This is a genomic window from Paenibacillus sp. 2003 (assembly GCF_031455635.1).
Lineage (GTDB): Bacteria > Bacillota > Bacilli > Paenibacillales > Paenibacillaceae > Paenibacillus > Paenibacillus amylolyticus_B.
In genome coordinates this window covers 444,853-467,796 of record NZ_JAVDTB010000004.1, presented here as the reverse complement: position 1 = coordinate 467,796, position 22,944 = coordinate 444,853, and the positions used below count along the sequence as shown (strand labels likewise).

The following is a 22,944-nucleotide window of genomic DNA, read 5'->3' as shown; positions in this document are numbered from 1 at the left end:
TTATACTTGAGGTACCTCTTCATTCTGTACACTTTCGTTCAAGCATCCTTATAGATAACCCATCTATTATATATGATTCAGGTATATCCGCAATGGTTTTGATGTAAACACCACGTGTCATTTCTTCTTATTTTCATAAATCCTGCATACATTACGGGTATATGTCGATATCTACGCATTCCTTTGGGAAGTGAAGCACGTTTGGGATTCCATTTTATGTGTGAAAGGAGTCTTGGCTCTTGGATATTCGTCGTAACCTGCCCTTGCTGATGACCATTTGTTTCCTGAGTCAGATGGGCGGATTCATGATCCTGCCTCTGTTCCCTTTGTTTATTGAGGAATTCGGCATGTCCGGCTGGATGATGGGGGTTATTTTTGCGCTCTTTTATGTCGGGAAAGTGATTGGTGGTATTCCTGCTGCGGCAATTTATAAGAAACTCGGGGGTAAACGTGCTCTCATCCTCATGCTGTTACTGCTCGCTGTCTGCATGGGTGGCTTCGCTCTGTCTTCTGCTGCGGTATTGTTCGGCCTGCTCCGACTGCTACAAGGGCTCGCTTCCACCGGGCTTACCGTGGTCGTGCGTTCCATCATCGGGGATGGGGGGAATGTAGACAACCGCGGCCTGTACAATGGGTATATCAGCAGCAGTGAGGGTGGCGGTATGGTACTTGGCCCAGTCATTAGTGGCTGGCTTGCGCTGCACTGGCCATTATCGGTGCCTTTTTTACTCGTTACCGTATGTTGTCTGATGGCTGTGGTCGCTGCGATGGGGATAAAGACGACAGCACAAGCTAGAGCTAGTCATGAATCTGGGGATACGTTAAGTGATCATCTAATAGAAGATCCTTCTGCGACGGTAACACAAGAACCTCTGGACAGCTCAACATACTCGGTGCTGCACACGGATGAAGTTGAAGAATTCACTACAAGAGACTCCCACCCGCATACTACTATGACTGCTACCCCTTTACCTTCAACAACTTCTGATGCACTGCATACGCAAGGTACGGATATCTCCCAATCCAATCAAGCTTCCGACTCAATAACGATTAGCCCAACTACAGAGCTTACCCAGCGTCAACAGCTTCTCGGCTACGGTACAGTACATTTTCTGGAGATGAGCGCCTATGCGGTATTCCTCACCTATTTTGCACTGTATGCAGCTCACATCATGCATTGGGACCCCTTTGCAACCAGTCTCGCCTTCACCGTATCCGGGATTTCTACGCTTGCCGCTGCTCCCTTTGTCGGTTATCTCTCTGACCGGTTAGGCGATCGTCTGTTGCTATGTATGCTCGGCATGTTCCTGATTGGAATCGAAGTTGTTGTATTTCTAAGCACGTCCTCCCATCTATGGGTCTACGTTGGTATGCTGATTGGAGGGGTTGGCGGGGCATGTTACATGGATTCGTTCTTTGCTCATATCGGTGATCACATCCCAGACGAGAGCCGAAGCTCTGTCATAGGCAAAATTGTCTCTGCGGCCGAGATCGGCTCCATCGTATCTCCACTGGTTGCAGCATTGCTTATGGAAATTGGAACGCTCTATTCTGTGTTTGTATTCAATCTGGTACTGATTGCTGTTGCCATTGTAGTTCAGGCTGTGATGCGGAGTCGGTATCGTTTGAAGCAGGGGTGATTTTTCTTTTGCTAAAATAAAATAACAAAAAATAACCCGTCTGCACAATTTAATGTGCAAACGGGCATTTCATTAGAGCATCTCCGGCCTGTGGCTGTTGATTCTCTACCTGTGCATTCTGCTGCTCGCTGCTTCGCGGCTCTGCAGCAGATGCCACGCCATCTTTCAGGGTATACGCCTGATCCTGATGGAAAAAGTTCGGCTTCACAATCTCATTACGATAGGAGCTGTGGAAAATATGCGTTGTCGCCGGAGATACCGGCGGAATCAGCCACACCCAATCCCCGTTCAGCTCACGCCCAGCCTTCTCTTCCCGCTGTTCAAACATAGCAAATTGCGCTGCCGCCGTGTGGTGATCGACAATGCTCACGCCTGCTTTCTTAAACGAATGCAGCACAGCGACATTCAACTCCACCAACGCCCGGTCCTTCCACAAAGTTGTTTCACTTGACGTATTCAACCCAAACGCTGCCGCCACCGCAGGCAGCTTGTTATATCGAAACGTGTCCGCCAGATTACGGGCGCCAATCTCGGTACCCATATACCAACCATTAAACGGCGCTGCCGGGTAGGATATACCGCCGATCTCCAGACGCATATCGGCGATCATCGGCACACCATACCAACGCATACCCAGCTCACCAATCTCCTTCTGCTCCGGGTGTTCAATCATCACTTCCACAATCTCTTCTGCGGGTACAACATACCATTCCGGAGCTTGTCCTTGCGCCTGAATAATGAGCGGTAACACATCATAAGGGCTACCTGCCCCTTGCCAGCCAAGTGACATCGCCGCCTTGGTCAGTTCCACCGAAGCAGGGTCTCCAATAATGCCTTGCTCTGTCTCATATCCCGCATAACGAATGAGCTGATGATTCCAGAGCCGTATCGGAGTTCCTTCCGGTCCATCCGGTGGAAGGATGGTAATCATCGGAATCACTTTGCCTCCGTTGGATGCCACATGAATATGATTCAGCACAGCATCCGCTGCCGTTCCTGCCGTATCGGCATGACGGGCATCCACGATCCGCAATTTATCCCAGAACAGCCGCCCGATGCATCGGTTGCTGTTCCGCCATGCCATTTTACAACCCTGCTCCAATTCTTCTGTGGTATGCACATAGGTACCCGTTACTTCGATCTCGCCCATAACGGCAACAAGCCGGGCCTGCGCGTCTTCACGCGAATGGCCCAGCTCTTTATAACATGTATATATAAACCGTTCAGCTTCTTCCTGCATTTGTTCCAGGTCTGACCGCATTGTTCATTCCACCATTCTGTACATCATGAATGCCATCATTATACGGCAAGCGCACCTGTTTTGTAAGCGAACGGGCACTTTGTTCACGGACTCTACATATCGTTGTCAGGATGAAGGGTGACTTTGCTTATTTGCCCAAAAATGCGTTTAACATCCAGACCTCTTTATCCAGGGCAGCGGTGAATCCAATCAACATATCTTCCGTTGCGTTATCCTCTGCTTCTCCCGCTTCGTGAATGCCTTGATGAATCACTTCCACCATCGTACGCAGATCAGCAACCACCGACTCTACCATACGCTCAGCAGACAACTGTCCTTGTGCCTCTTCAATCGGAGACAGACGCAGCTGTTCACCCATCGTAGCCACTGGACGTCCACCAATAGCAAGCAAACGTTCTGCAACTTCATCCATATTTGCAGTAGCCAAGTTGTACAGCTCTTCGAATTTGGCATGTAGTGTGAAGAAATGAGGCCCTTGGACATACCAGTGGAAGTTATGCAGTTTCGTGTACAGTACGGACCAACCTGCGATCTGACGGTTCAGGACCTCTTGAAGTGCTGTGGCGTTGTTAGCAAAAGTGTTGTTTTTAGTTTGGATTGTGCTCATGGAATTTATCCCCTCTCGAATATAAAAATAGAATTTGAATGATTGTTATGGACTACTTTGATTCGTTCCTTTAATTTAGACTTAATCTAAATCTTGTTTTAATTATAACACCGCATATACGGTTTGGGAAGGCTTTTGCACTGTCTTGTGAATGAAGATTTCATGAAGCACAGCTTCATAGAAACGTTGGCACAGGCAATTAGAAGATTGATGATTGCCAGTAAACTATTCCTCAACGATTGGAGCTATGATAGACTCATCTGATTGGGTTTCCATATTTTTTTGGAGTAGGATGATACCCATCATAAGGATCGTTGCCATTGTAGGAAGTTAACTTAGTCACTATTACGGAGGTAAACATGAGGATATTTCAATTTAAACAAGAGTCCGGGAAGAAGATTACCAAATTTGATTCTAATTTCGTCATGTCACGTATTACGCAGACCGACAAAACAGCTCATATCGGATGTATGCACTTGCCTGAGGATGGAGTAGTAGGTTATCACCAAGCTGTGGTTCCTCAACTCCTTTTGATCGTAAGCGGAGAGGGTTGGGTTAGAGGTGAAGCAAATGAATACATCAAAGTGCATTGTGGCGAAGCCGTACTCTGGGATAAACATGAATGGCACGAAACCAAAACAGAAGCTGGACTCATGGCAATTGTAATTGAAAGTGAAGAGTTAGACACCTCATTATTAATGCCTCTATAGAAGGTGTAACGTAAGAAATGAAGTCCTTCTTTAACACCAAAAAGCAGACCTGCACCTAAAACGGTAACAGGACTGCTCCTTTCAACATATATATCCTTAAACTTATACAACCTCAAAAGTCAGAATACGACTGATCTCTTCATAGCTCGATGCTACAAAATGAGGTTGATGATCGGATTCCGGCAGCGCCTCCCGATGATTGAACCAGATAACCTTCCAGCCTGCATCCACTGCACCTACCACATCATTACGCCACGAGTCTCCGATGTAATAGCTGGAACGCGCATCTGTCCCGGACTGCTTACTCACATATTCAAACAACCTGCGATCCGGTTTCGCATAACCAGTCGTACCGGAGATGAAAATCAGATGCTCGTCCACGAGACTGAGCACATCCAGTGCTTCAAGCTTGCGGCGCTGATGCTCTCCTTCTCCATTGGTTATTAGACCGACGGTATGGCCTTCTGCCTGAAGCCTTTTTATCAGTTCATACGCTCCTTCAAAAGGCACAATCTCAAACTGTCTGCTCAGATACTGTGCTTGCAGTTCTTCAGCCTGACCCGATTGTAGAGGGAGTCTGAACTCTTCCATCGTCAGCTCAAACCTCTGACGCCGCATTCGCTCCACCGCATCTGGCTCCGGTACAGCAGACAGATCTTCTTGTGCAGACAGGCAGTCACTATAATAGCGAAAACGGTGATATGCCTCAGCATAAGGAAAATCATCCGGCAGGCCGATAACGTCCTGCAAAGCGCCACGAAGTGGCTGCAAGTGATCATATAAGGTATCATCCACGTCGAAAAATATGGTTTTGGCATCATTTATTTTATCCATAATGGTTGTCTATCCTCCTGCTTTTGAGTCCAAACATTCTCTTCTTACTATATATGTATTCATTTGTCCCGTCCAAACCATGAAACATCATGCTATGGAAATACATTAATTCCATGTGAGGATAAGCCCATTATTCAGCTCGCATTAGATGATTGCTTCATTCCATTTAATGGAATACAATTATCTAATATCACATCAAACACTAATTACTAAAAGGTGGAATAAGCGATGAATATTTCAGAAAAAAAATGCACGGATTGCGGAGGCACGTCTTTCGTACAAGCCTCGGACTTCATCAATCTTCGTCCATTGGATAAGAAATTGTCAATTGGTTCGGAAAGAGTATATACCGTTTGTTTGGATTGCGGGGAAGTGGTCTCCATTAAGGTGAAAAATCCAGAGAAATTAAAATAAGCGGGGTTCGGATTATATATAATTACACGAACATGATAATACGATAATGAATCCGCGAAAAAGAAGCCTCGTTCACCTGAGTGAACTGGGGCTTCTTTTTCTAATACAACACGCAAACGATATAATAACGAATAATCTAATGGATCATCGCAAGCAGACCACCAGATGTGTCTGTCACACTTAAACAATCAACGATACAACCTTACCTGCATTCACATCAATCAGGCCATGGTCAGTGATCTTCAGCGCCGGACTTACCGCAAGAGAGTGAGTACTGATCGACATGATCGGGTTGTAATGTACATACCCAAGAGACAACATGGCTGCGCGCAATTCCTTCACTTGATGAGATACCACTGCGAGTGGTTCTTCCGTCAAAATGCCACCTACGGGAAGTTCCAGATGGGACAGCACCTTGCCGTCTTCCACCACACAGAAGCCGCCTTGGCTCGAAATTACCGTGTTAGCTGCCAATATCATATCTTCACGATTACGTCCCACAACCAGCAGGTTGTGATTGTCGTGTGAGTATGTCGTTGCAATGGCCCCGCGTTTGATGGTGTCTCCACCGATCAGACCATGTGCACGATTGCCGTTCACGCCATAACGTTCAAAGGTCGCAATCTGCGCATATCCGCTTTCTTCCCAGCGCAATTCACCATCCGAAGACTGAACCGGTGCAATATGTTCTTCCACAAAAGTAGAACCATCCTTGACCATCATGACACGGCATTGGTACTCACCTTCACCAGCGAGATCAACACCTGATCCACTGACTTTTGGATCTGACAACTGAATTGCAAAATCAGCTACGCCCAGCTTCTCCAACTGTACACTCTTATAGAAGTGAGGTGGGAACTGCCCGGTAATCCGTTCCTGCTTATACGGTTCGTAATCGTCATAAGCTTTGCGGCCGTTTTTGTACACCTGATCAATAGAGAGATCATCCAAGTTGGATACCAACACATAATCGGCCACTTTGCCTGGGGCAACACTGCCACGATCGGTCATTTTCATCCGGGAAGCAGGGGTAGATGTTGCTGCATAGATCGCATCTTCCGGGCGCATGCCCATCTGAATTGCCTTGCGTACGATATGATCCAGATGACCACGCTCTACCAGTGAATCCGGCATTACATCATCTGTTACAAAGCAGAAATGCTGCGCCACATCATGTTGAATCAGGTACTCCATGACTTCCGGTGTCATCGATTTCTCCTGAATTTCAATAAACATACCTGCCGCAATCCGCGCCTGTAATCCCTCAATGCTCTGATGGGTATGATCGGAATCAATACCTGCATAGATCAGTCGGTGCAGATCGAGTCCAAGCAGTTTCGGTGTGTGACCTTCGATTACAAGATCCGGATAGTTTTTGCGGATATGCTGTAAAATCTGGTTGGTCTTGCACTCCGGATCACGGATGACATCGACATAGTTCATGATCTCGCCCAGACAGATCATCTCGCCAGTAGCGAGCAACACGTCCATATCTTCGATTTCAATCGAACCGCCTGTTGTCTCCATCGGGGTTGCCGGAACGGAACTTGGGATCGCATAGAACATGTCCACCGTCGTTTCCCGACTCGCAGTCATCATCTCCTGCACCCCTTCCAGCCCAAACACATTCGCCATCTCATGCGGTTCCGCTACAATGGACGTTACCCCGCAGCCAATCAGACCATGGGAAAAGGTTTCCGGTGTCACCATCGTGCTTTCGATATGCAGATGGATATCGATCAAGCCAGGAATCATGTATCTTCCTCGCGCATCGATGACTTCGTCTGCCTGAATCATCTCCGGTCCACCGGGTCCAACATATAGGAATCTGCCGTCCAACACAGCGACGTTGTTCATTTCAAACCGTTTATAATAACTGTTATACACATGTACATTCACAATTAGTTGATCTGCACGCATGGGGCATAATCTCCTTCTTCAAAAACAATTCAACGCGATCCGAACCGGACAAACCTGTACTTTAATCTGCTATATTGCACATGATTGCGCACCACTGTCATTGTCCGGAACATCGCATGAAATGCCTTCTTTGCTGCTCTTATTTCGTAAAGCTACTCCCTACATTCACGACTACTCTACCAGCACAAGCTTATCTTGCGGGAAAATCAGGTTAACACGCTGTCCACTAAGGTACGGTGTTTCCATCTCCTGATTTGCTGTAAAGTCACCCAGTTCCGTCTCAATCACATACTGATAGCTGCGTCCCAGATAGGTGCTGACTTTGATAATCCCCGGCAAAGCATTCACCACATCCGCAGAAGTATCTCCACTAACGATCAGATCATCCGGCCGAATCGCGCCTTTACGTGCACCGGCACGTGCTGTTCCGGGATGTGCTGTTGCTGTAAATGTGCGTCCACCTGCGCTCAGTGTGATTAATTCACCTGCATCGGTGCGATCCGCGAATTCAATAAAATTATGGAATCCGATGAATCGTGCGACAAACTCCGTTGCCGGATATTTGAAAATCGTTTCCGGGCGGTCGAGCTGCTCGACCACGCCTTTGTTCATAATCGCGACCTGATCCGAGATCGAGAAGCATTCTTCCTGGTCATGAGAAACATACAGCGTTGTGATACCCAGCTCTTGCTGAATCCGGCGAATCTCCACCCGCATATTGAGTCGCAGGTTCGCATCCAGATTACTGAGCGGTTCGTCGAACAAGAGCAGATCAGGCTCGATGACCAATGCGCGGGCAATCGCCACACGCTGACGCTGTCCACCCGACAGTTCTTGTGGAAAACGTTTCTCAAATCCATTCAGGTTAACCACCTCAAGGATTCGCATTACACGGGAAGAGATATCCTTGTCTTTTACCTTGCGCATCCGCAGGCCAAAGGCCACGTTGTCATAGACAGACAGATGCGGGAATAATGCATAACTCTGAAATACAAATCCGAAGTTCCGCTTGTTCGCCGGAACCTTCGTATAATCCTTGCCGCCGAACATAAACTTGCCCTGTGATGCTTCCAGAAATCCGGCGATGAGGCGCAGCGTAGTTGTTTTGCCGCAACCGCTCGGTCCGAGCAGGGAGAGCAGTTTACCTTTTTCCAGCTCCAACTGAAAATCCTTCAGGATTGTCTGCTTATCGTATGCCACGGATACGTGGTCTAATGTCAGCAATGCCATAGCGTTCTGCGCCTCCAATTAACGTTTAGTAAAGTATGAAAATCCGCCCATGATCCGTTCGATCACGAACATTAAGAGTCCGGTCAGTACCATCAATAGCATGGAAATCGCTGCAATCGTTGGGTCAAAGTAGTTCTCCACATACGTCAGCATCTGAATTGGCAATGTACTTACCCCTGGTCCGGTCATGAACACCGAGATGTCCACGTTGTTGAACGACTCCAGGAAGGCAATCAGCACCGCCGCGATAATTCCTGATCGGATGTTGGGAAGCACGATCGTGAAGAACGTTCTTACCCGTCCCGCACCAAGACTCAGCGCTGCTTCTTCCACGGCGAAGTCAAAGCTCGACAGACTCGACGCGATAACCCGAATGATGAATGGAAGCATGATAATCGTATGACCAATCAACAATCCGAGATACATCGGCAGATGGTAGATTACGATCAGGTATTTCATCAATGTAAAACCAAGCACGATTCCCGGGATCAGTACCGGGGAAAGGAACAGTGCGTTCAGCACGGACTTGCCTTTGAAATCGTAACGACTAAGCGCATAAGCAGCCGGAACTCCGAGTACCAGTGCCAACAGGTTCCCCAGCAGGGAAATGATGATGGACGTCTGGAATGTGCGGAGGAAACCGCCTGTGTTGAAAATATTCTCATACCAGCGGAAGGAGAACCCTTCCGGTGGAAATTTGAGTACCGTTCCCGGTTCAAACGAAGTGACCGATATGATCAGAAGCGGGCCCAGCAGAAAGATAAAGACCAGCAGACTGAACAGGCCCAGCCCGATATGTTTCTCCCGCATATGTCTACCCCTTCGGATTTAAAGTTTTGGCCATTTTGTTCATGACACCGACCACGACAAATGTAATTACAATCATAATCGCGGCAACAACCGAGGCCAGATACCAGTCGTTGAGGGTCATGGCGTTCTGATACAGGAACGTAGCAATCACGCGCTGCTTGCCTCCAAGGAGGGCAGGTGTGGTATACGCCGTCAGGCTTCCGACAAAGACAAGCACGGCTCCGATCACAAGTCCTGGCACAGCCAGTGGGAACACAACCCGGCGGAACGCCGTAATGCGCGATGCGCCCAGACTTTGTGCTGCTTTGAGCAGGTCACCGTCAATATTCTCGAGCACACCCACCAGAGAGATAATCATCAGTGGCAGGAACAAATGCGTCAGACCGATCATCATCGCTGCCGGCGTGTACAAAATGTCCAGCGGCTTGTCCACGATACCCAGACCAACAAGGGTGTTATTAATCAGCCCTTTTCGTCCAAGAATGATCATCCAGCTAAACGAGCGCACGACCGGGCTCGTCAGCAGCGGGAAGATCGCCAGTGCCAGCAAAATGCCTTTGCGGCGTGGCGCTTTCTGCGAGATATAATAAGCTGTCGGGAATCCGAGCACCACACAGACGATAGTGGTGACCACGCTGACTTGCAGCGTCGTAAGCAATATTTTCAAAAAGTATGGGTCTCTGAAAAAATGCATGTATCCTTCAAACGTGAAGGAGTTTTCTTGGAAAAACGTCGACCCGATCGTCAGGACAATCGGAATGATCATAAATGCCGCCAAAAACACGAATCCCGGCAGCAATAGCCAGTAGATTACTGATTTCTTCATCGCGATACTCCTGACTTGTAAAATGGTTTTATTCACACGTTTCACTGGCGCACATTTCAAAAATAAACGTCCATGTTTATCGCACCAGCCGTTCCGGTTACGAATCGTTCTTACGATCGCTGTTATCCTTGGATTTTCTTGATCTCCTTCTTAATAGAAGGAAAAAACCCAAGGATAAAGGCGAACGCTTTGCTTCTACAGAATCGATTTCGTCCCCTCCACTAGCAGCGAAATACGTAAGGATTAATTTTCAAATTGAACGCCAATGCCCTAAAGATCATAACTACGCATTTAACGCGTTGATAAACAGTTCAAGGAAGCTTTCCGCGTCTACGGTTTCGCAGACGAGGGTGTTGGGCTGCTCGCCCAAACGGTTTTGGAAGTCACATACCATCTGGCCATCGCACAGGCGGCTGGCGGTTTCGACATCCACGTAATACGATTTACGTCCTACCAGTTCAGGGGCAAGGGCTACGCCCACGGCTAGTGGATCATGTAAAGCGCAAGCGCGGACGCCGTTCATTTGTTCGTAACGGTTGATATAAATCTCTGTGCTTTGAGCAACGTACGCGCGCAGTGCAGGATCAGTGAGACGCTCAATCGTTGCTTCATTCAGCAATGTTTGACGCGTCACATCCAATCCGACTTGGGTAAGCTTCTCGATGCCTGCGTGCAGTACAATGCGTGCCGCCTCTGGATCAGCGTATGTGTTGTACTCGGCGGTCGGTGTAATATTGCCATGTCCGCGAACAACACCACCCATAAAGATGACTTCCTTCAATAAAGAAGGCAGTTCAGGACACTTCATCAGCGCGAGTGCCAAGTTCGTTAATGGTGCGGTCATGATTAATGTCAGTTCGCCCGGATATTGCTTGGCTTGTTCCACGATAAAGTCTGGCGCAAAACCTTCCTCGGCTTTCTTGGACACGGCCGGATCAGGCAGCGCACCGCCCAATCCGTCCTGTCCATGTACCCGGTGTTCATAATGAGACTTGCGAGTGAGCGGTCCAGCTGCTCCGGCAATGACCGGAATTTCAGGTGCACCCGCGAGTTCAAGAATTTTGCACGTATTCTCTGTTGCCTGCTGGAGTGATACGTTCCCACAGACTGTGGTGATGCCGAGAATGTCCAGCTTCCGGCTTTTGACGGCCAGCAAAATCGCCAGTGCATCGTCAATCCCTGTGTCCACATCCATAATGATGCGATTCAGCGCTTCACTCATCCGTTCTCAACTCCTATACGGTGATTGGTTGCTTGCTGCAAATGATAAGTTGAACTAAAGAATATTTACACTTACCACTCCGATGACAGAATAACCTTCCGATCGCTGTTATCCCCAGATTTTTTTTGAATCCCTTCTTCAAAGGGAAAATCCGGGGATAAAGGCGAACGCTTCGCTTCTTCACGTTATTTCTGCCCTCTCCGTTCTCGTGTAAAAAGTTTAGTTAAACTATATAGATCAAAGATAACTATTTAGTCGGTTACTTGTTTTTATTGTGCAATCTCGCGGTTCCAGCGATCTGTCCAGCCTTTAACCTGTTGATTCACAAATTCCATATCCAGCTTGTTCAGCTTTTCAACAACTTCAGCGCCATATGTTACGCCTTCTGATTCTTCAGCAGTCAGTTCAACCTTGGTGTTCACTGGAGAATCGACTTTAGCTTTAGCAGATTTCGCTTGTACATCTTGACTGAGCTGCCAGTTGATGAACTCTTCAGCCAGTTCTTTGTTTTTGCTGCCCTTCACGACATTGATTGTGTTCATCACGGCATATGCACCTTCGCTAGGTGTAACAAACTTCGCATTAGGCACAGCTGCTTTGAGATCTTTGAAATACATTTCCATGATTGGTCCGCCAGCAATCTCTTCTTGAGAGAACATGTTCACGAATTCGGATGTTTGGCTGTAGAATTTCACCACATTGCCGCTTAGTTTTTTCAGTTCAGCAAATGCCGCATCTTCATTAAACGTATCGTTTCCAGCTACACGGGAAGCTGCATCCACAACCATTGGCCCTGCTGTTGCCGTAATATTCGGGATGGTCAGGTTACCTTCGAACGCCGGGTCCCACAGGTCACTCCATGAAGTCACTTCTTTGGATACGAGATCCGGGTTATAAGCGATACCGAGCTGTCCAACCGTGTAGGCCGGGCCATAATCTTCACCAAGTGGTGCTTTGGCAATATCATAAATGTCATTTACATTTGGAATTTTGGAGCGGTCGATTTTCTCAAACAGACCTTCATCGATACCCTGTTGTGCATAATAGTCAGACAGGTAGATAACATCGACATTTGATGTACCTTGACGAATTTTATTCAGACGTTCAGCGTTATTGCCGACTTCAAGCACGATGTCTACATTATGTTCTTTTTCGAATGGACCAAATACTTCTTCATTAAAGAAATCTTCGGAGAAGCCCCAAGTGGAGATAACCAATTTGTTAGCTGCGGTTCCTCCACTGCCTGATCCGCCTGTTGCATCATCCGTGCTGCTGCCACAACCTGCAAGTAATACCGATGTCATTGCCACTGCTGCCAAACCGCTAATCCACTTTTTCATCATGATCCTGATTCCCCCTGATATATGTGATGTGTATGAAAAAACAAAAAGAAAAGCATTCTTGTATAAACAAGAACACTTTTCTTCGTAAACAAAGGAAAGCGACACCCGCTGCCGGTACATCATCGGTTTCTGCTTCAGAATCAATCCAAAGACAGACGCCATCATATGAAATTGTACGGAACCTGATCATGAATCCGGACCATAACTTCCGTATGTATCAACAAGAATGTATCCTGCCGATCCATCCTAGGCCTGTTCCAGAATCACATTTGTGATTGCCCACTGAGTGGACGCATCATAATCCCGCAATATAGCTTCAATTGGCAAACCCATGTGTTGCTCGAGCTTCTCCCGGAATTTCTTCTTATATAAGACAGACATGCGGAAGTCCACTTCCAGCTTTAAGCCGGGGGCCTCCCCTTCCAGGGCGTCAGAGCGCGGTGAACGTCGGTGCTTCGCGTAGAAGGTAACAATGTTCTGGTCAATGGTCACTCTCAGGAGAGTGGTGCCAAATCCGAACAGTTCCTTCGAGATTTCGTTATAATACTGGCACATCTTCTTCTTACTCTCATTGCTGTCCAGTAGTTCCATGAACTCACCCACATCTCTTACTACCGTACATTCGACGTGTTAACACGATTGATTATACATAAATCTTCTGAAATGAGCAACCCAAAAGATATACTTAACATGTAAATCACACACAGAAGCGAACGATAAGACATTTGCCTCCAAAAACAATTCGTCTTAAACCACAGTAAATTTACATTAATATGCCTGCATGTCAGTCCTATACTATTGTTAGTTGTAAACTACGTTTTAATACACAGCATTCAAGTCTTCGTTTCAACTTTCTCTCTGCAGGGGTATTAATTCCTGCAAAACATAGACAAACTTCGTCATCAACCGTTAAAATGAGACACAATGTTTACATGTTTTTATTTTCTAGAAATTGGAGACTTATACCATGAAATGTCCAGTATGTAATCATGAAAATGGAGATGCCCAGTTTTGCGAGAGGTGCGGATCTAATCTAACCCAAACTACCCCTTCACCCTCTCTTGTAAAGAACCCGGAATCTGCTGCTGCTTCAGAACCCGAATATACTCGCTGGTCCAGCACGCAGGCTTCCTCTTCCCAGGCATCCGTTCCATCCAACACACCATCCGTCTCCATCCACAAGGAACAGGCGAGAGAATCAACAGGTACCAATGACCATGCTTCTGCAGGAGACAATAGCTCCAATCAGTGGAATAATATCGTGCAGAATGAGAAAGTTCAGCAAGCCAAAGAAGTAAGCAAACAGTATCTATCCTATTTCCTCAGTGTATTAGCCCGTCCTTATCAGACGATGAAAACCGTTGGCGACCAGCATTCACTAAACGGATGGCTAACAATGGCGCTGATTGCAGTCCTATCTTCTACATACTTCTTAATTACCTTTAGTCGCATAGGCATGGATGGCTTGTTCATTGGTGGATTTATCCGGCCGCTATTGTTCACCGTCATTATCCTGATAGCCTCTATTGCACTGATGTACGCTATTCTGAAAATTGAAAAAATAACCTTCCGTCCCAAAACACTGGTTGCCCAGTTCGGTACATTGCTTGTTCCTGCTGTCGTATCCCTTGTTCTGGCGAATCTGTTTATTATCATCTCGTATTCCATCGCGATCGCCTTGCTTGTGGTCTCGTATATCATCATATTTGTCGCTCTGAACTCGGTGCTATTCCAATATCCATTGAATCGTACCAAAGCAGCCCTCGACAGTATGTACAGTGTACTCATCGCCAATGTGGTCGTATTCTTTATTCTGTATCGTTTGTTGGGTGAGGTTATTATTGGACTGATTGGCATGATGCTTTCGCCGTTTGGCCGTCTGTAAACTATATCCGTTGGAATAAAGCTATTTACACTTGTTACTTCGATGACAGAACAACCTTCCGATCGCTGTTATCCCATTAGATTTGTACTAGGCGCTCCCTGCTCACGTGGGGAGCGCCTTTTTTTGTTTTCCAAGGCAGCATTGCACTGTGCATGTATCATACACTATAATGTGTAGTGCAACAGGTATGTTCTTATTGACGTAACAAACCAATCCAGCAACTCCCGTTACGTAATAAGAGGATTCATCTTTGCCATTAACACTACATCATGTAGTGTTATGTTCACTCATTTTACAAAGAAAGCAGAGGAACTCTCTATGGACATGACTCATATGGATCATATGCAAATGGAGCACGATGCAGGTACATCCTACCTGTGGCTCATCGTAGGTGTAATCGTGTTGCTGTTCTCCATCGCCGCCTATATCTGGGCATCACGCACACAGGGCAAAATCCTGGGCCACATGAAAAAGAAAGAGCGGGCGGACATCCACAAAAAAAGTCGATCCCTTCGGCTGGCTGCACATGTAATGATGGCTGTGTCGATTATTACGTTTGGCCTGTTCTTCATGCAAGGAGCAGGTAAAACATATAATGTAGCCGATCTGGAATCCAACGCGACAATCGACGTGACTGACGATAAATATTATGGGGCTGACCATACAGAGGACCCCATACAGTATGAGATGACAATTCCAACATCGGGGCCGCATAATCCGCATGATATCAAGTTTGGATTTTACACCGACTTCCCGGGATATAATTACCTGGTACACAATCTGGAGCACGGGGATATCATCATCTATTATCGGGAGAACGCAAGCGAGGATTTGAAGGAACATCTGAAATACCTAGCCAAATTCCGCGAAGCCGGAGCAGGTATTCTGGCTGTACCCAACAAGGATATTCCCGAAGGCAGTGAAGTTGTGGTGACCGCATGGACCAAAACGATGAAACTCGACCAATTCGACGATGCCAAGGTGGGTACTTTTATCAATAAATATATTAATCAGGGACCTGAAAAGATTCCTGCCTCTGTTCGCCAGGGCGGCGGAACAATGTAATGACGTAATCACTCAGTCATATGAAGCCCCTCTAAGGAGTAACAGTGAGGTTTCTTCCAATGATGGGCATGGTCAATATAGGATTGAAACGTAATTAGCTCCCGGATCAAAATTGACTCGGGGGCTAATTCTTTATCGCCGGGATGCCGATATTTCAAGTAGAAAACGGTACATTTGATATACAATACATACGAACCAAAGTAAAGAGACAAAGAGACGATTGATTCAACAGATCAAGGGGGAACACTTTTACCAATGAACAGTTTGTTTATGCGGATCTTTTTATTTTTTTCCTGTCTGATGCTGGCCGCGGGTGCGGTTCTTGGCATTACCATGTATCGTTCATCGGCTCAACTGGTCGAGCAATCCATGGGGATGCAGGCACAGGCTGTAGCTGAACGGGCAGCTGCACTAATTGACACCTCTCTGTATGCACCACTCAGTACCGGACAGGACGAGACAGCGTATTACGGCACATTGCGTGAGCAGCTTAGTCAGCTGCGCGAGGCCAATGGACTCAAGTATCTGTACACCCTTGGTACACGCGAAGAAAATGGAACCAATACATATTTCTACGTTGTAGATGGGGCTGCTGCGGATGTGGCAGAGGATGACTTCTCCCCTTACGGTTCCGCAGAAGAGACCCATTATGAAGGAATGCTGCAAGCTTTTGAACAGAATGAGCCTATTCGGGGTGAACTCACACAGGATGAATATGGCGCTACCATTACTGCGTATGTGCCGATCCATGGAGATGACGGGAAAGTAATAGGATTGGTCGGTGCGGATATGGACTCCACTGCGGTCTATGAACTGATGTCCCGCAACCGTATGACCATGATCTGGACAGCCTTGGCTATTGTTCTGCTGAGTGTCTTGTTGGTGTATGGATTCGCCCATTACTTGACCCGACCATTGGTGAAGTTGAAGAAGTTAATTACCCAGGTAGGAAAAGGCGACCTGACCGTCAACGTTGAACTTAGTCGCAAGGACGAGGTGGGACAGCTCGCTTCCGAGTTCAAACATCTGGTTACAGGTACCCGTGATGTCATGACGGGCATCCGTCAAAGCTCCGATTCTCTGCTACAGGCTGCAGAAGGTGTATCGAAACATTCACAGGCGACTGCCGAAGCCAGTCAGCGTATTGCCGAGCATACGAATCATACGGCCAGTGGAGCTGCCGAACAGGTGGCTCGTGCTGGCGAAGTTACGGTAGCCATGGAAGAGATCACCCGCAGCATGCAGCACATTGCGAATTGTTCTTCTATGGTCGCGGATGTATCACAGAAAACGACCAATAACGCGGTGCAAGGTCAAGCCAACATCAACACGGCAATGGACAGTATGGACAAAATTCATCAAGCGAATGTGCAGATGGTGGCCTCCACCTCTCAGCTGGAGCAGTACTCAGGTAAAATTGAGTCGGTGGCACATCTGATGAAAGGCATCGCTTCACAGACCAATCTGCTCGCACTTAATGCAAGTATTGAAGCGGCTCGGGCAGGAGAGTATGGCAGCGGGTTTGCGGTGGTTGCCTCAGAGGTTCGCAAGCTTGCGGGGGAATCAGAGCAATCGTCCCAGCATGTAACCGAACTGATCGCCGAGATGACACGCCAGACTGCCCTGTTGTCAGAACATATGTCTGCCAGCACATCAGCAGTCCAATCCGGTCTCGCTGTTGTTCAGGAGGCAGGCCGTTCATTCACATCCATTCATACCGGGATTGAGACGATGAATGAACGTCTGCACGAAGTATCCGCAGCATCCGAGCAGCTGTCTGCCAGTGCAGAAGAAGTATCCGCTTCTGTGGAGGATATGGAACATATCTCACGCGAATCCTCTTCGAGCATACAGAAGGTGTCTCATGCTACCGGAAGCCAACTGCAATCCATGGATGAGATGAGTGCATCCGCTGAATCTCTGCGGGTATTGTCCAGTGAGTTGAACGGATTGATTGGTCGATTTAAAATATAGCGGGCAGCTTAGATTGCTATATAGATCGGCTATATAGTTGGACTAAAGAATATTCACACTTGCCACTTCGATGACAGAACAACCTTCCGATCGCTGTTATCAATCTATATAGATCAGCCCACAACCAAAAAAGCCGCACGGCAGGGACAGGATTATGGGGTTCAACCCCATACCCAGACCACTGCCTGCGGCTTTATTTTTGTTGTACCTTTAATGTTGGCAAGCCCTGAGGCTGCCTGAATTAGTAGCGCTGCGGAGCAGCTTTTTTACCCAAATCCGTCATGTACGTAAAGAACGCTTCCGGATCGGTATCATACACCAGTTGTACTGGACGTCCGTCTGCTTGCTCCACCGTGCGGCCCTGGCTAGGACCATCGGGGATAACAATACAGTTTACGGTTTTCTTCTTCACGATATCCTCGCGTCCAACGGAAGCCGTTGTCAGCACATCCCACAGATAGTATGTGGAATTTGTCTCACTGTACACCAGTGGCGGACAACCTGCGTAACAGTTACCCAGGAAATCAACGCCTTCGAAGCGACGCTCTGCTGCCCAGCGGTTACGAACGGCTGGAGTCAGAGGTACTTTGTTCGTGCTTTCCAGTGCAACCAGATCGATCTGGATACCACTTTGCCATACACGGTAAGCCGCTTCCGGGTCCCAGAATACGTTCCACTCTGCTGTACCGTCATGCTCAGGCTCTTCTACGTTACCACGCTCGAATGTACCACCCATCCATACCAGCTTGTCGATTTTCTCTTCAATGTCTGGTGCTTCGTCCAGTGCACGCGCAAGGTCAGTCAGTGGGCCTGTGAACAGGAGCAACGTTTTGCCTTCGGTATTGCGCACTTTCTCGATTAGATGCTGGTGTGCAGGAACTGCAGAAAGTGGTGCTTCCATTTTGCCGGACTCGTTCAGTACAGGAAGTGCATCTACATCGAAGGAATGCAGTCTCCACGCCGCAGGAAATGGATTTTTCCCTCTGGAGTTGGATTTGGATACCTCTACGGAATATGTACCGAAACGATCGATAATTTTGCGGCTGGCATCTGTTGCTGGCTCCAGATATCCGTCTGCCGGAATAACCGATACGCCGGTTACATGTACATTGTCCATTTGCAGAAGCATGAACAGCGATACGAGGTCATCCACGCCGCCGTCATGGTTAAAATACACATTAAGTTGGTTCGTCATGCTTGCTTTCATCCTTCCCCTGGTTGTCCCATTGATGTTGATCATCCGTCTGCCCAAGGCCGACGCTCTCTCTATTATGTCCCATAACCCTTGGCTACGTAAACCTTCCCCATGCAAAGAAAACAAGGATCACGCCTCATCCTGCGGATATTTTACAGTTCCACCATTCCATCTCAGGAGGACAACTGGTAGAGGTCATTTATCGTTCAGAAAATAAAAAAATGGACAGCTGGCTTGAAGCCCCGCCGTCCATTCCCCCCAATCCATGCATTACATAGACTGGTTTTGTTTCTCCTCATTCTTCTCTGCAATCGGAACATACTTGCCTGGCCAGAAGGCCCATTTGCCCAGCAATGCGGTGATCGCCGGTACCATGAACGGACGAACCAGGAAGGTATCCAACATCACACCAACAGCTGTGATAATACCAAACTGCACCAACACCTGAATTGGTAATGTAGCAAGTACCGCAAACGTTCCTGCCAAGATCAGACCTGCAGATGTAATAACAGAGCTTGTCTCGCCAACACCTTCTCTGATCGCTTGACGAAGTGGCATCGTTTTGCGTTTCTGCCAGATGCTAGAGATCATGAAGATGTTGTAGTCTTCACCCAGTGCCACGAGGAATACGAAGGAATACAGCGGAATCGCTCCCTGAATGGCATCTGCGCCAAGTCCGTAGTGAATGATGATCCAACCCAGACCCAGTGCAGAGAAATACGACAGAACAACCGTTGCAATCAGATACGCTGTAGCTACAACTGAACGCAGGTATAATAGTAATAACAATGTAATCATGCCGATGACCACTGGAATAATGATCTTGGCATCCCGTTCTCCGGTCACTTCAATGTCATACTGTTCAGCCGTCTGACCATCGATCCAGACCTGACTGTCTACATTGCTTACTCCAGCATCTTGAAGCGCCTTTTCCGCAGTAGCCCGCAGATCCGGAATATGCTGCATTGCCTCCATGGAATATGGATTCAGATTGAATTCCACATCAAAGGCGGTAATGTTGGCATTCTCGGCACCCTGCTGAGCATCGCCTACTTTGCTAATGTAATCCAGCGATTCGAGACGCTGCTTCAGATCAGTTTCTTTGCCTTCGGCATCAACGATCACTTTGACTGGAGCCAGCTCACCTTGGGAGAATTGTTCGCCGATGACGGTGAAACCTTCGCGGGAAGGCACATCCTCCGGGAAGGAAGACAACAGATCATACGTGAATTTAACCTGAGTAGAGAATGCCGCCAGTCCTCCCAGCAATACCAACGTAATTGCAAGAACGGTCCATGGCTTTGTTACTACAACACGGCCAATCCAGCTTTCCTTCGCTTTGCGCGGGGCAGGAGCCGGTTTGCCTTTTTTCTTCGCACGTTCCACTTCCATCTCATGTGTACGTGGTACGAATGGATAGAATGAACCCCGACCGAAGATCGCCAAGAGCGCTGGAACCAGCGTCAGACTTGCAATAAACATAATAAAGATGGACAGACTGAATGGTACGGCAAAGCGATGATATGCACCGTATTCAGCCAGCAACAGCACCAGTAGTGCTGCAACGACCGTGAACCCACTCATGGCAATGGCGCCAGATGATCCGGTAATTGCCTGGAAGATGGCTTTCTTTTTGTCCGGCTCATGATAGAGAATCTGGCGGTATCTGGAGATCATGAACAGACAGTAATCCGTTCCTGCTCCAAATAACAACACGGTCATGATCGAGATCGACTGTGCATCCACCGTGATCCAACCTTGATCTGCCATGAATCCGAGAATGGGGCTTGTCACCATATACGCGAATCCAACCGCAATAATCGGGATAATCGCCAGTACTGGCGAGCGGTAGATCAACAACAACAGTACTAATACCAGTACAACCGTAGCGATCAGCAAGGATACATCGGCGGAGGAGAATAGCCCGCTCGCATCAATGGATATTCCTACTGGCCCTGTTACACGGGCAATCAGTGTATTGGTATCATCTATGGCTACATCGAACGGGTTTGCCCCGAAGATGTCTTGTGTTTTTTGCTCAAGTGCTTCAATAGCTGCCTTCAATTGTTCCGAATCGGCACCTTCATTGAAGAAAAGTGGCATAACCAAGGTACTTCCGTCTTCCGAAAGCTGGCCTTTCAATGCCTGTGGTGGTAATTGATAGAGTGGCACAACGGACTGCTGTTGTTCTACCGGATCTTGATCCAGTCGCTCCGTTAATGCCTGAATGTTCTGAATCTGCTCATCCGTCAGACCGCCGGCTTGACGCCATACGATCAGCGCGGGCAATCCTTCACCGCCAGGGAATTCCTTCTCGGCAAGTGCTGCTGCCTGAACCGATGGTTTGGATTCACTCAGATCCTGTGCGTTATTGGTTTCACGATCACCTACAGCAGGCCATACCATGCCAAGCACAACGGCGATAATGATCCATACCAACAGCGTAATCCATTTGCTTCGTTTGCCGGCAACCCAGCGGCCGTAACCCGAACCTTCCTGCATTGTCTCTTCATCTCCCTATTCTGTTTCTATGAAGCCCTAATATATATGATAGTGTAGTAATGAACCACGGGTCATAGTATAATCGAGTTAATTATATATACCGGAAGGTTAATTTTGCAATGCCTAATTTGTGAACTTCCTAAACTAGCGATTAAATACGTAAAGAGGTCAGTGATTATGAACAAAAAAACAAACATTCCCCGGTCACCGGGCAGACCAAAAACGGGCGTCGATCAAGCATCTGTCCAAACCAACATATTGATGACAGCTTCACGTCTGTTTATGGAATATGGGTATGAACCCGTCTCCCTCCAACAGATTGCTTCATTATGCAATGTAACCAAAGCATCAATCTATTATCACTTCACCAGCAAAGCCGATCTGTTCACCGTTGCCATTACCCGCATAATGACGATGAGCATGCAGCAGACTTCACTCCGCCTGGATGAACCTGGCACATTACAAGAGCGGCTGATCAAGGTTGCGCAAGCGAAGATGCAGCACTCCCATATTGAGACGGAGAGCATGATGCGAGAAGCCGAGAAACATCTGAATACGGAGCAACTCAGCCAGATTCGAGAAGCTGAGGTTCAGATCTTCGAAGTGCTTGCGACCCACTTCAAGCAGGAGATGGACAATGGTTATTTGCGTGTTGCCAGTCCCATGCTGCTTGCCCATGCATTTACGTCACTGCTCATGCTCGCGAACCGCGAAGATGTGCGCAACATGAATGGCGGCAGCATTGAGGAACTTGCACGGGAACTTGTGGCCCTGTTTCTGGATGGAGCGGTTAGGCGGAACTAAAGACCCTTCTATACGTTTGTCTATGAGCAGCACAAGATGATGTCCGGAATGTTGACCCCTTATTCCATCACATTTTAGGAGGAACAACTTATGTCACATTCAAAACCATCCCCACGCATCCCCCGTCTGCTAGAAACGTCGCGCATATATCTCCGTCCTTTCGAGATTACAGATGTGGATGCTTACTTCCCCGGTCTGTTTGACGCCGAGATGCGCAGGCTGACAGGAACACAGAACAGTTTCACACGCGCTCAGGTTGAACGTTATGTTGAGAGCGCTGCACAAGATGACACCAGACTCATGCTACTTATTGCTTTACAGGAAAATGACCAGATCATCGGAGATGTCGTCCTGATGGACATCCATGCCAAGAATCGCAGTGCACATATTCGGGTTGCCATCGATCGGGCGGAGCATCAAGGAAAAGGTTACGGTACCGAGGCGTTACTGCTTATGCTGGACTACGGCTTCGGCATCTGTAACTTGCATCGAATCGAGCTTGAGGTGTACGCCTTCAACGAGCGAGCCATTCGCACGTATGAGAAACTCGGATTCCAGCGCGAGGGTGTGAAGCGGGATGTCTTGTTCTACAATCATCAATACCATGATGCCATACAGATGAGCATGCTGGAGGATGAGTTTAGGCAACGTCATATGAAAGATCAGGTAGGGAATGTTTAAGTTTTCGATCAGCCAAAATCA

20 protein-coding genes are annotated in these 22,944 nt (G+C 47.7%); 8 read left to right on the top strand and 12 right to left on the bottom strand.

The window, feature by feature from the left end; translation table 11 throughout:
- Nucleotides 1-239: 239 nt before the first annotated feature.
- Complete coding sequence (locus J2X75_RS19910) at nucleotides 240-1,640, top strand: MFS transporter (RefSeq protein ID WP_310339404.1); 1,401 nt, start codon at nucleotides 240-242, stop codon at nucleotides 1,638-1,640.
- A 49-nt stretch (nucleotides 1,641-1,689) separates the two neighbouring features.
- Here the strand turns inward: J2X75_RS19910 and J2X75_RS19905 are convergent, their stop codons facing one another.
- Nucleotides 1,690-2,901 (bottom strand): nitric oxide synthase oxygenase, encoded by a 1,212-nt coding sequence (locus tag J2X75_RS19905; RefSeq protein WP_310339402.1) that lies wholly within the window; start codon nucleotides 2,899-2,901, stop codon nucleotides 1,690-1,692.
- Nucleotides 2,902-3,028: 127 nt separating this feature from the next.
- On the bottom strand, nucleotides 3,029-3,508 hold the full coding sequence (locus tag J2X75_RS19900; RefSeq protein ID WP_310339400.1) for a Dps family protein: 480 nt from the start codon (nucleotides 3,506-3,508) through the stop codon (nucleotides 3,029-3,031).
- Nucleotides 3,509-3,867: 359 nt separating this feature from the next.
- Between J2X75_RS19900 and J2X75_RS19895 the strand changes: the two genes are divergently transcribed.
- Nucleotides 3,868-4,218: a cupin gene (locus tag J2X75_RS19895; RefSeq protein ID WP_124116636.1), complete on the top strand. Its 351-nt coding sequence runs from the start codon at nucleotides 3,868-3,870 to the stop codon at nucleotides 4,216-4,218.
- A gap of 102 nt (nucleotides 4,219-4,320) precedes the next feature.
- On the opposite strand, the gene J2X75_RS19890 is transcribed toward J2X75_RS19895, so the two are convergent.
- On the bottom strand, nucleotides 4,321-5,052 hold the full coding sequence (locus J2X75_RS19890) for an HAD family hydrolase (RefSeq protein ID WP_310339396.1): 732 nt from the start codon (nucleotides 5,050-5,052) through the stop codon (nucleotides 4,321-4,323).
- Between the two features lie 228 nt (nucleotides 5,053-5,280).
- On the opposite strand from J2X75_RS19890, the gene J2X75_RS19885 reads away from it, so the two are divergent.
- Nucleotides 5,281-5,466 (top strand): hypothetical protein, encoded by a 186-nt coding sequence (locus tag J2X75_RS19885; RefSeq protein ID WP_124116638.1) that lies wholly within the window; start codon nucleotides 5,281-5,283, stop codon nucleotides 5,464-5,466.
- Between the two features lie 180 nt (nucleotides 5,467-5,646).
- Here the strand turns inward: J2X75_RS19885 and J2X75_RS19880 are convergent, their stop codons facing one another.
- From J2X75_RS19880 to J2X75_RS19850, 7 genes are all read right to left on the bottom strand, one after another.
- Nucleotides 5,647-7,386 carry an adenine deaminase C-terminal domain-containing protein gene (locus tag J2X75_RS19880; RefSeq protein WP_310339392.1) on the bottom strand — a complete coding sequence of 580 codons (1,740 nt, stop codon included), beginning with the start codon at nucleotides 7,384-7,386 and terminating at the stop codon, nucleotides 5,647-5,649.
- Nucleotides 7,387-7,557: 171 nt separating this feature from the next.
- Nucleotides 7,558-8,616 carry an ABC transporter ATP-binding protein gene (locus tag J2X75_RS19875; protein WP_310339390.1) on the bottom strand — a complete coding sequence of 353 codons (1,059 nt, stop codon included), beginning with the start codon at nucleotides 8,614-8,616 and terminating at the stop codon, nucleotides 7,558-7,560.
- An 18-nt stretch (nucleotides 8,617-8,634) separates the two neighbouring features.
- Nucleotides 8,635-9,426 (bottom strand): ABC transporter permease, encoded by a 792-nt coding sequence (locus tag J2X75_RS19870; RefSeq protein WP_307541525.1) that lies wholly within the window; start codon nucleotides 9,424-9,426, stop codon nucleotides 8,635-8,637.
- Nucleotides 9,427-9,430: 4 nt separating this feature from the next.
- Complete coding sequence (locus J2X75_RS19865; RefSeq protein ID WP_036612869.1) at nucleotides 9,431-10,252, bottom strand: ABC transporter permease; 822 nt, start codon at nucleotides 10,250-10,252, stop codon at nucleotides 9,431-9,433.
- A 283-nt stretch (nucleotides 10,253-10,535) separates the two neighbouring features.
- Complete coding sequence (locus tag J2X75_RS19860; protein ID WP_310339491.1) at nucleotides 10,536-11,462, bottom strand: nucleoside hydrolase; 927 nt, start codon at nucleotides 11,460-11,462, stop codon at nucleotides 10,536-10,538.
- Nucleotides 11,463-11,743: 281 nt separating this feature from the next.
- On the bottom strand, nucleotides 11,744-12,814 hold the full coding sequence (locus tag J2X75_RS19855; protein ID WP_310339489.1) for an ABC transporter substrate-binding protein: 1,071 nt from the start codon (nucleotides 12,812-12,814) through the stop codon (nucleotides 11,744-11,746).
- Nucleotides 12,815-13,063: 249 nt separating this feature from the next.
- Nucleotides 13,064-13,408: a Na-translocating system protein MpsC family protein gene (locus tag J2X75_RS19850; RefSeq protein WP_017691786.1), complete on the bottom strand. Its 345-nt coding sequence runs from the start codon at nucleotides 13,406-13,408 to the stop codon at nucleotides 13,064-13,066.
- 376 nt (nucleotides 13,409-13,784) lie between these two features.
- Here J2X75_RS19850 and J2X75_RS19845 point away from each other — a divergent pair, with 376 nt between their 5' ends.
- From J2X75_RS19845 to J2X75_RS19835, 3 genes are all read left to right on the top strand, one after another.
- Complete coding sequence (locus tag J2X75_RS19845; RefSeq protein ID WP_310339382.1) at nucleotides 13,785-14,702, top strand: zinc ribbon domain-containing protein; 918 nt, start codon at nucleotides 13,785-13,787, stop codon at nucleotides 14,700-14,702.
- Nucleotides 14,703-15,020: 318 nt separating this feature from the next.
- Complete coding sequence (locus J2X75_RS19840) at nucleotides 15,021-15,767, top strand: DUF3105 domain-containing protein (RefSeq protein ID WP_310339380.1); 747 nt, start codon at nucleotides 15,021-15,023, stop codon at nucleotides 15,765-15,767.
- A 255-nt stretch (nucleotides 15,768-16,022) separates the two neighbouring features.
- Complete coding sequence (locus J2X75_RS19835; protein WP_310339378.1) at nucleotides 16,023-17,741, top strand: methyl-accepting chemotaxis protein; 1,719 nt, start codon at nucleotides 16,023-16,025, stop codon at nucleotides 17,739-17,741.
- A 241-nt stretch (nucleotides 17,742-17,982) separates the two neighbouring features.
- On the opposite strand, the gene J2X75_RS19830 is transcribed toward J2X75_RS19835, so the two are convergent.
- Complete coding sequence (locus J2X75_RS19830) at nucleotides 17,983-18,936, bottom strand: nucleoside hydrolase (protein ID WP_310339376.1); 954 nt, start codon at nucleotides 18,934-18,936, stop codon at nucleotides 17,983-17,985.
- A 270-nt stretch (nucleotides 18,937-19,206) separates the two neighbouring features.
- A complete protein-coding gene (locus J2X75_RS19825; RefSeq protein WP_310339374.1) occupies nucleotides 19,207-21,438 on the bottom strand; it encodes an MMPL family transporter in 2,232 nt (743 codons plus the stop codon).
- Between the two features lie 177 nt (nucleotides 21,439-21,615).
- On the opposite strand from J2X75_RS19825, the gene J2X75_RS19820 reads away from it, so the two are divergent.
- Together J2X75_RS19820 and J2X75_RS19815 are read left to right on the top strand one after the other, a co-directional pair.
- Nucleotides 21,616-22,242: a TetR/AcrR family transcriptional regulator gene (locus J2X75_RS19820; RefSeq protein WP_310339372.1), complete on the top strand. Its 627-nt coding sequence runs from the start codon at nucleotides 21,616-21,618 to the stop codon at nucleotides 22,240-22,242.
- A gap of 90 nt (nucleotides 22,243-22,332) precedes the next feature.
- Entirely contained in the window at nucleotides 22,333-22,923 is a 591-nt protein-coding gene (locus J2X75_RS19815) for a GNAT family N-acetyltransferase (RefSeq protein WP_310339370.1), read from the top strand.
- The last annotated feature ends 21 nt before the right edge of the window (nucleotides 22,924-22,944 follow it).

Coding starts and splice junctions, on each gene's coding strand:
- J2X75_RS19870 (WP_307541525.1), bottom strand. CDS start 9,426: ATGCGGGAGAAACATATCGGGCTGGGCCTGTTCAGTCTGCTGGTCTTT.
- J2X75_RS19820 (WP_310339372.1), top strand. CDS start 21,616: ATGAACAAAAAAACAAACATTCCCCGGTCACCGGGCAGACCAAAAACG.
- J2X75_RS19890 (WP_310339396.1), bottom strand. CDS start 5,052: ATGGATAAAATAAATGATGCCAAAACCATATTTTTCGACGTGGATGAT.
- J2X75_RS19825 (WP_310339374.1), bottom strand. CDS start 21,438: ATGCAGGAAGGTTCGGGTTACGGCCGCTGGGTTGCCGGCAAACGAAGC.
- J2X75_RS19845 (WP_310339382.1), top strand. CDS start 13,785: ATGAAATGTCCAGTATGTAATCATGAAAATGGAGATGCCCAGTTTTGC.
- J2X75_RS19885 (WP_124116638.1), top strand. CDS start 5,281: ATGAATATTTCAGAAAAAAAATGCACGGATTGCGGAGGCACGTCTTTC.
- J2X75_RS19850 (WP_017691786.1), bottom strand. CDS start 13,408: ATGGAACTACTGGACAGCAATGAGAGTAAGAAGAAGATGTGCCAGTAT.
- J2X75_RS19840 (WP_310339380.1), top strand. CDS start 15,021: ATGGACATGACTCATATGGATCATATGCAAATGGAGCACGATGCAGGT.
- J2X75_RS19855 (WP_310339489.1), bottom strand. CDS start 12,814: ATGAAAAAGTGGATTAGCGGTTTGGCAGCAGTGGCAATGACATCGGTA.
- J2X75_RS19880 (WP_310339392.1), bottom strand. CDS start 7,386: ATGCGTGCAGATCAACTAATTGTGAATGTACATGTGTATAACAGTTAT.
- J2X75_RS19835 (WP_310339378.1), top strand. CDS start 16,023: ATGAACAGTTTGTTTATGCGGATCTTTTTATTTTTTTCCTGTCTGATG.
- J2X75_RS19905 (WP_310339402.1), bottom strand. CDS start 2,901: ATGCGGTCAGACCTGGAACAAATGCAGGAAGAAGCTGAACGGTTTATA.
- J2X75_RS19895 (WP_124116636.1), top strand. CDS start 3,868: ATGAGGATATTTCAATTTAAACAAGAGTCCGGGAAGAAGATTACCAAA.
- J2X75_RS19865 (WP_036612869.1), bottom strand. CDS start 10,252: ATGAAGAAATCAGTAATCTACTGGCTATTGCTGCCGGGATTCGTGTTT.
- J2X75_RS19900 (WP_310339400.1), bottom strand. CDS start 3,508: ATGAGCACAATCCAAACTAAAAACAACACTTTTGCTAACAACGCCACA.
- J2X75_RS19875 (WP_310339390.1), bottom strand. CDS start 8,616: ATGGCATTGCTGACATTAGACCACGTATCCGTGGCATACGATAAGCAG.
- J2X75_RS19830 (WP_310339376.1), bottom strand. CDS start 18,936: ATGACGAACCAACTTAATGTGTATTTTAACCATGACGGCGGCGTGGAT.
- J2X75_RS19815 (WP_310339370.1), top strand. CDS start 22,333: ATGTCACATTCAAAACCATCCCCACGCATCCCCCGTCTGCTAGAAACG.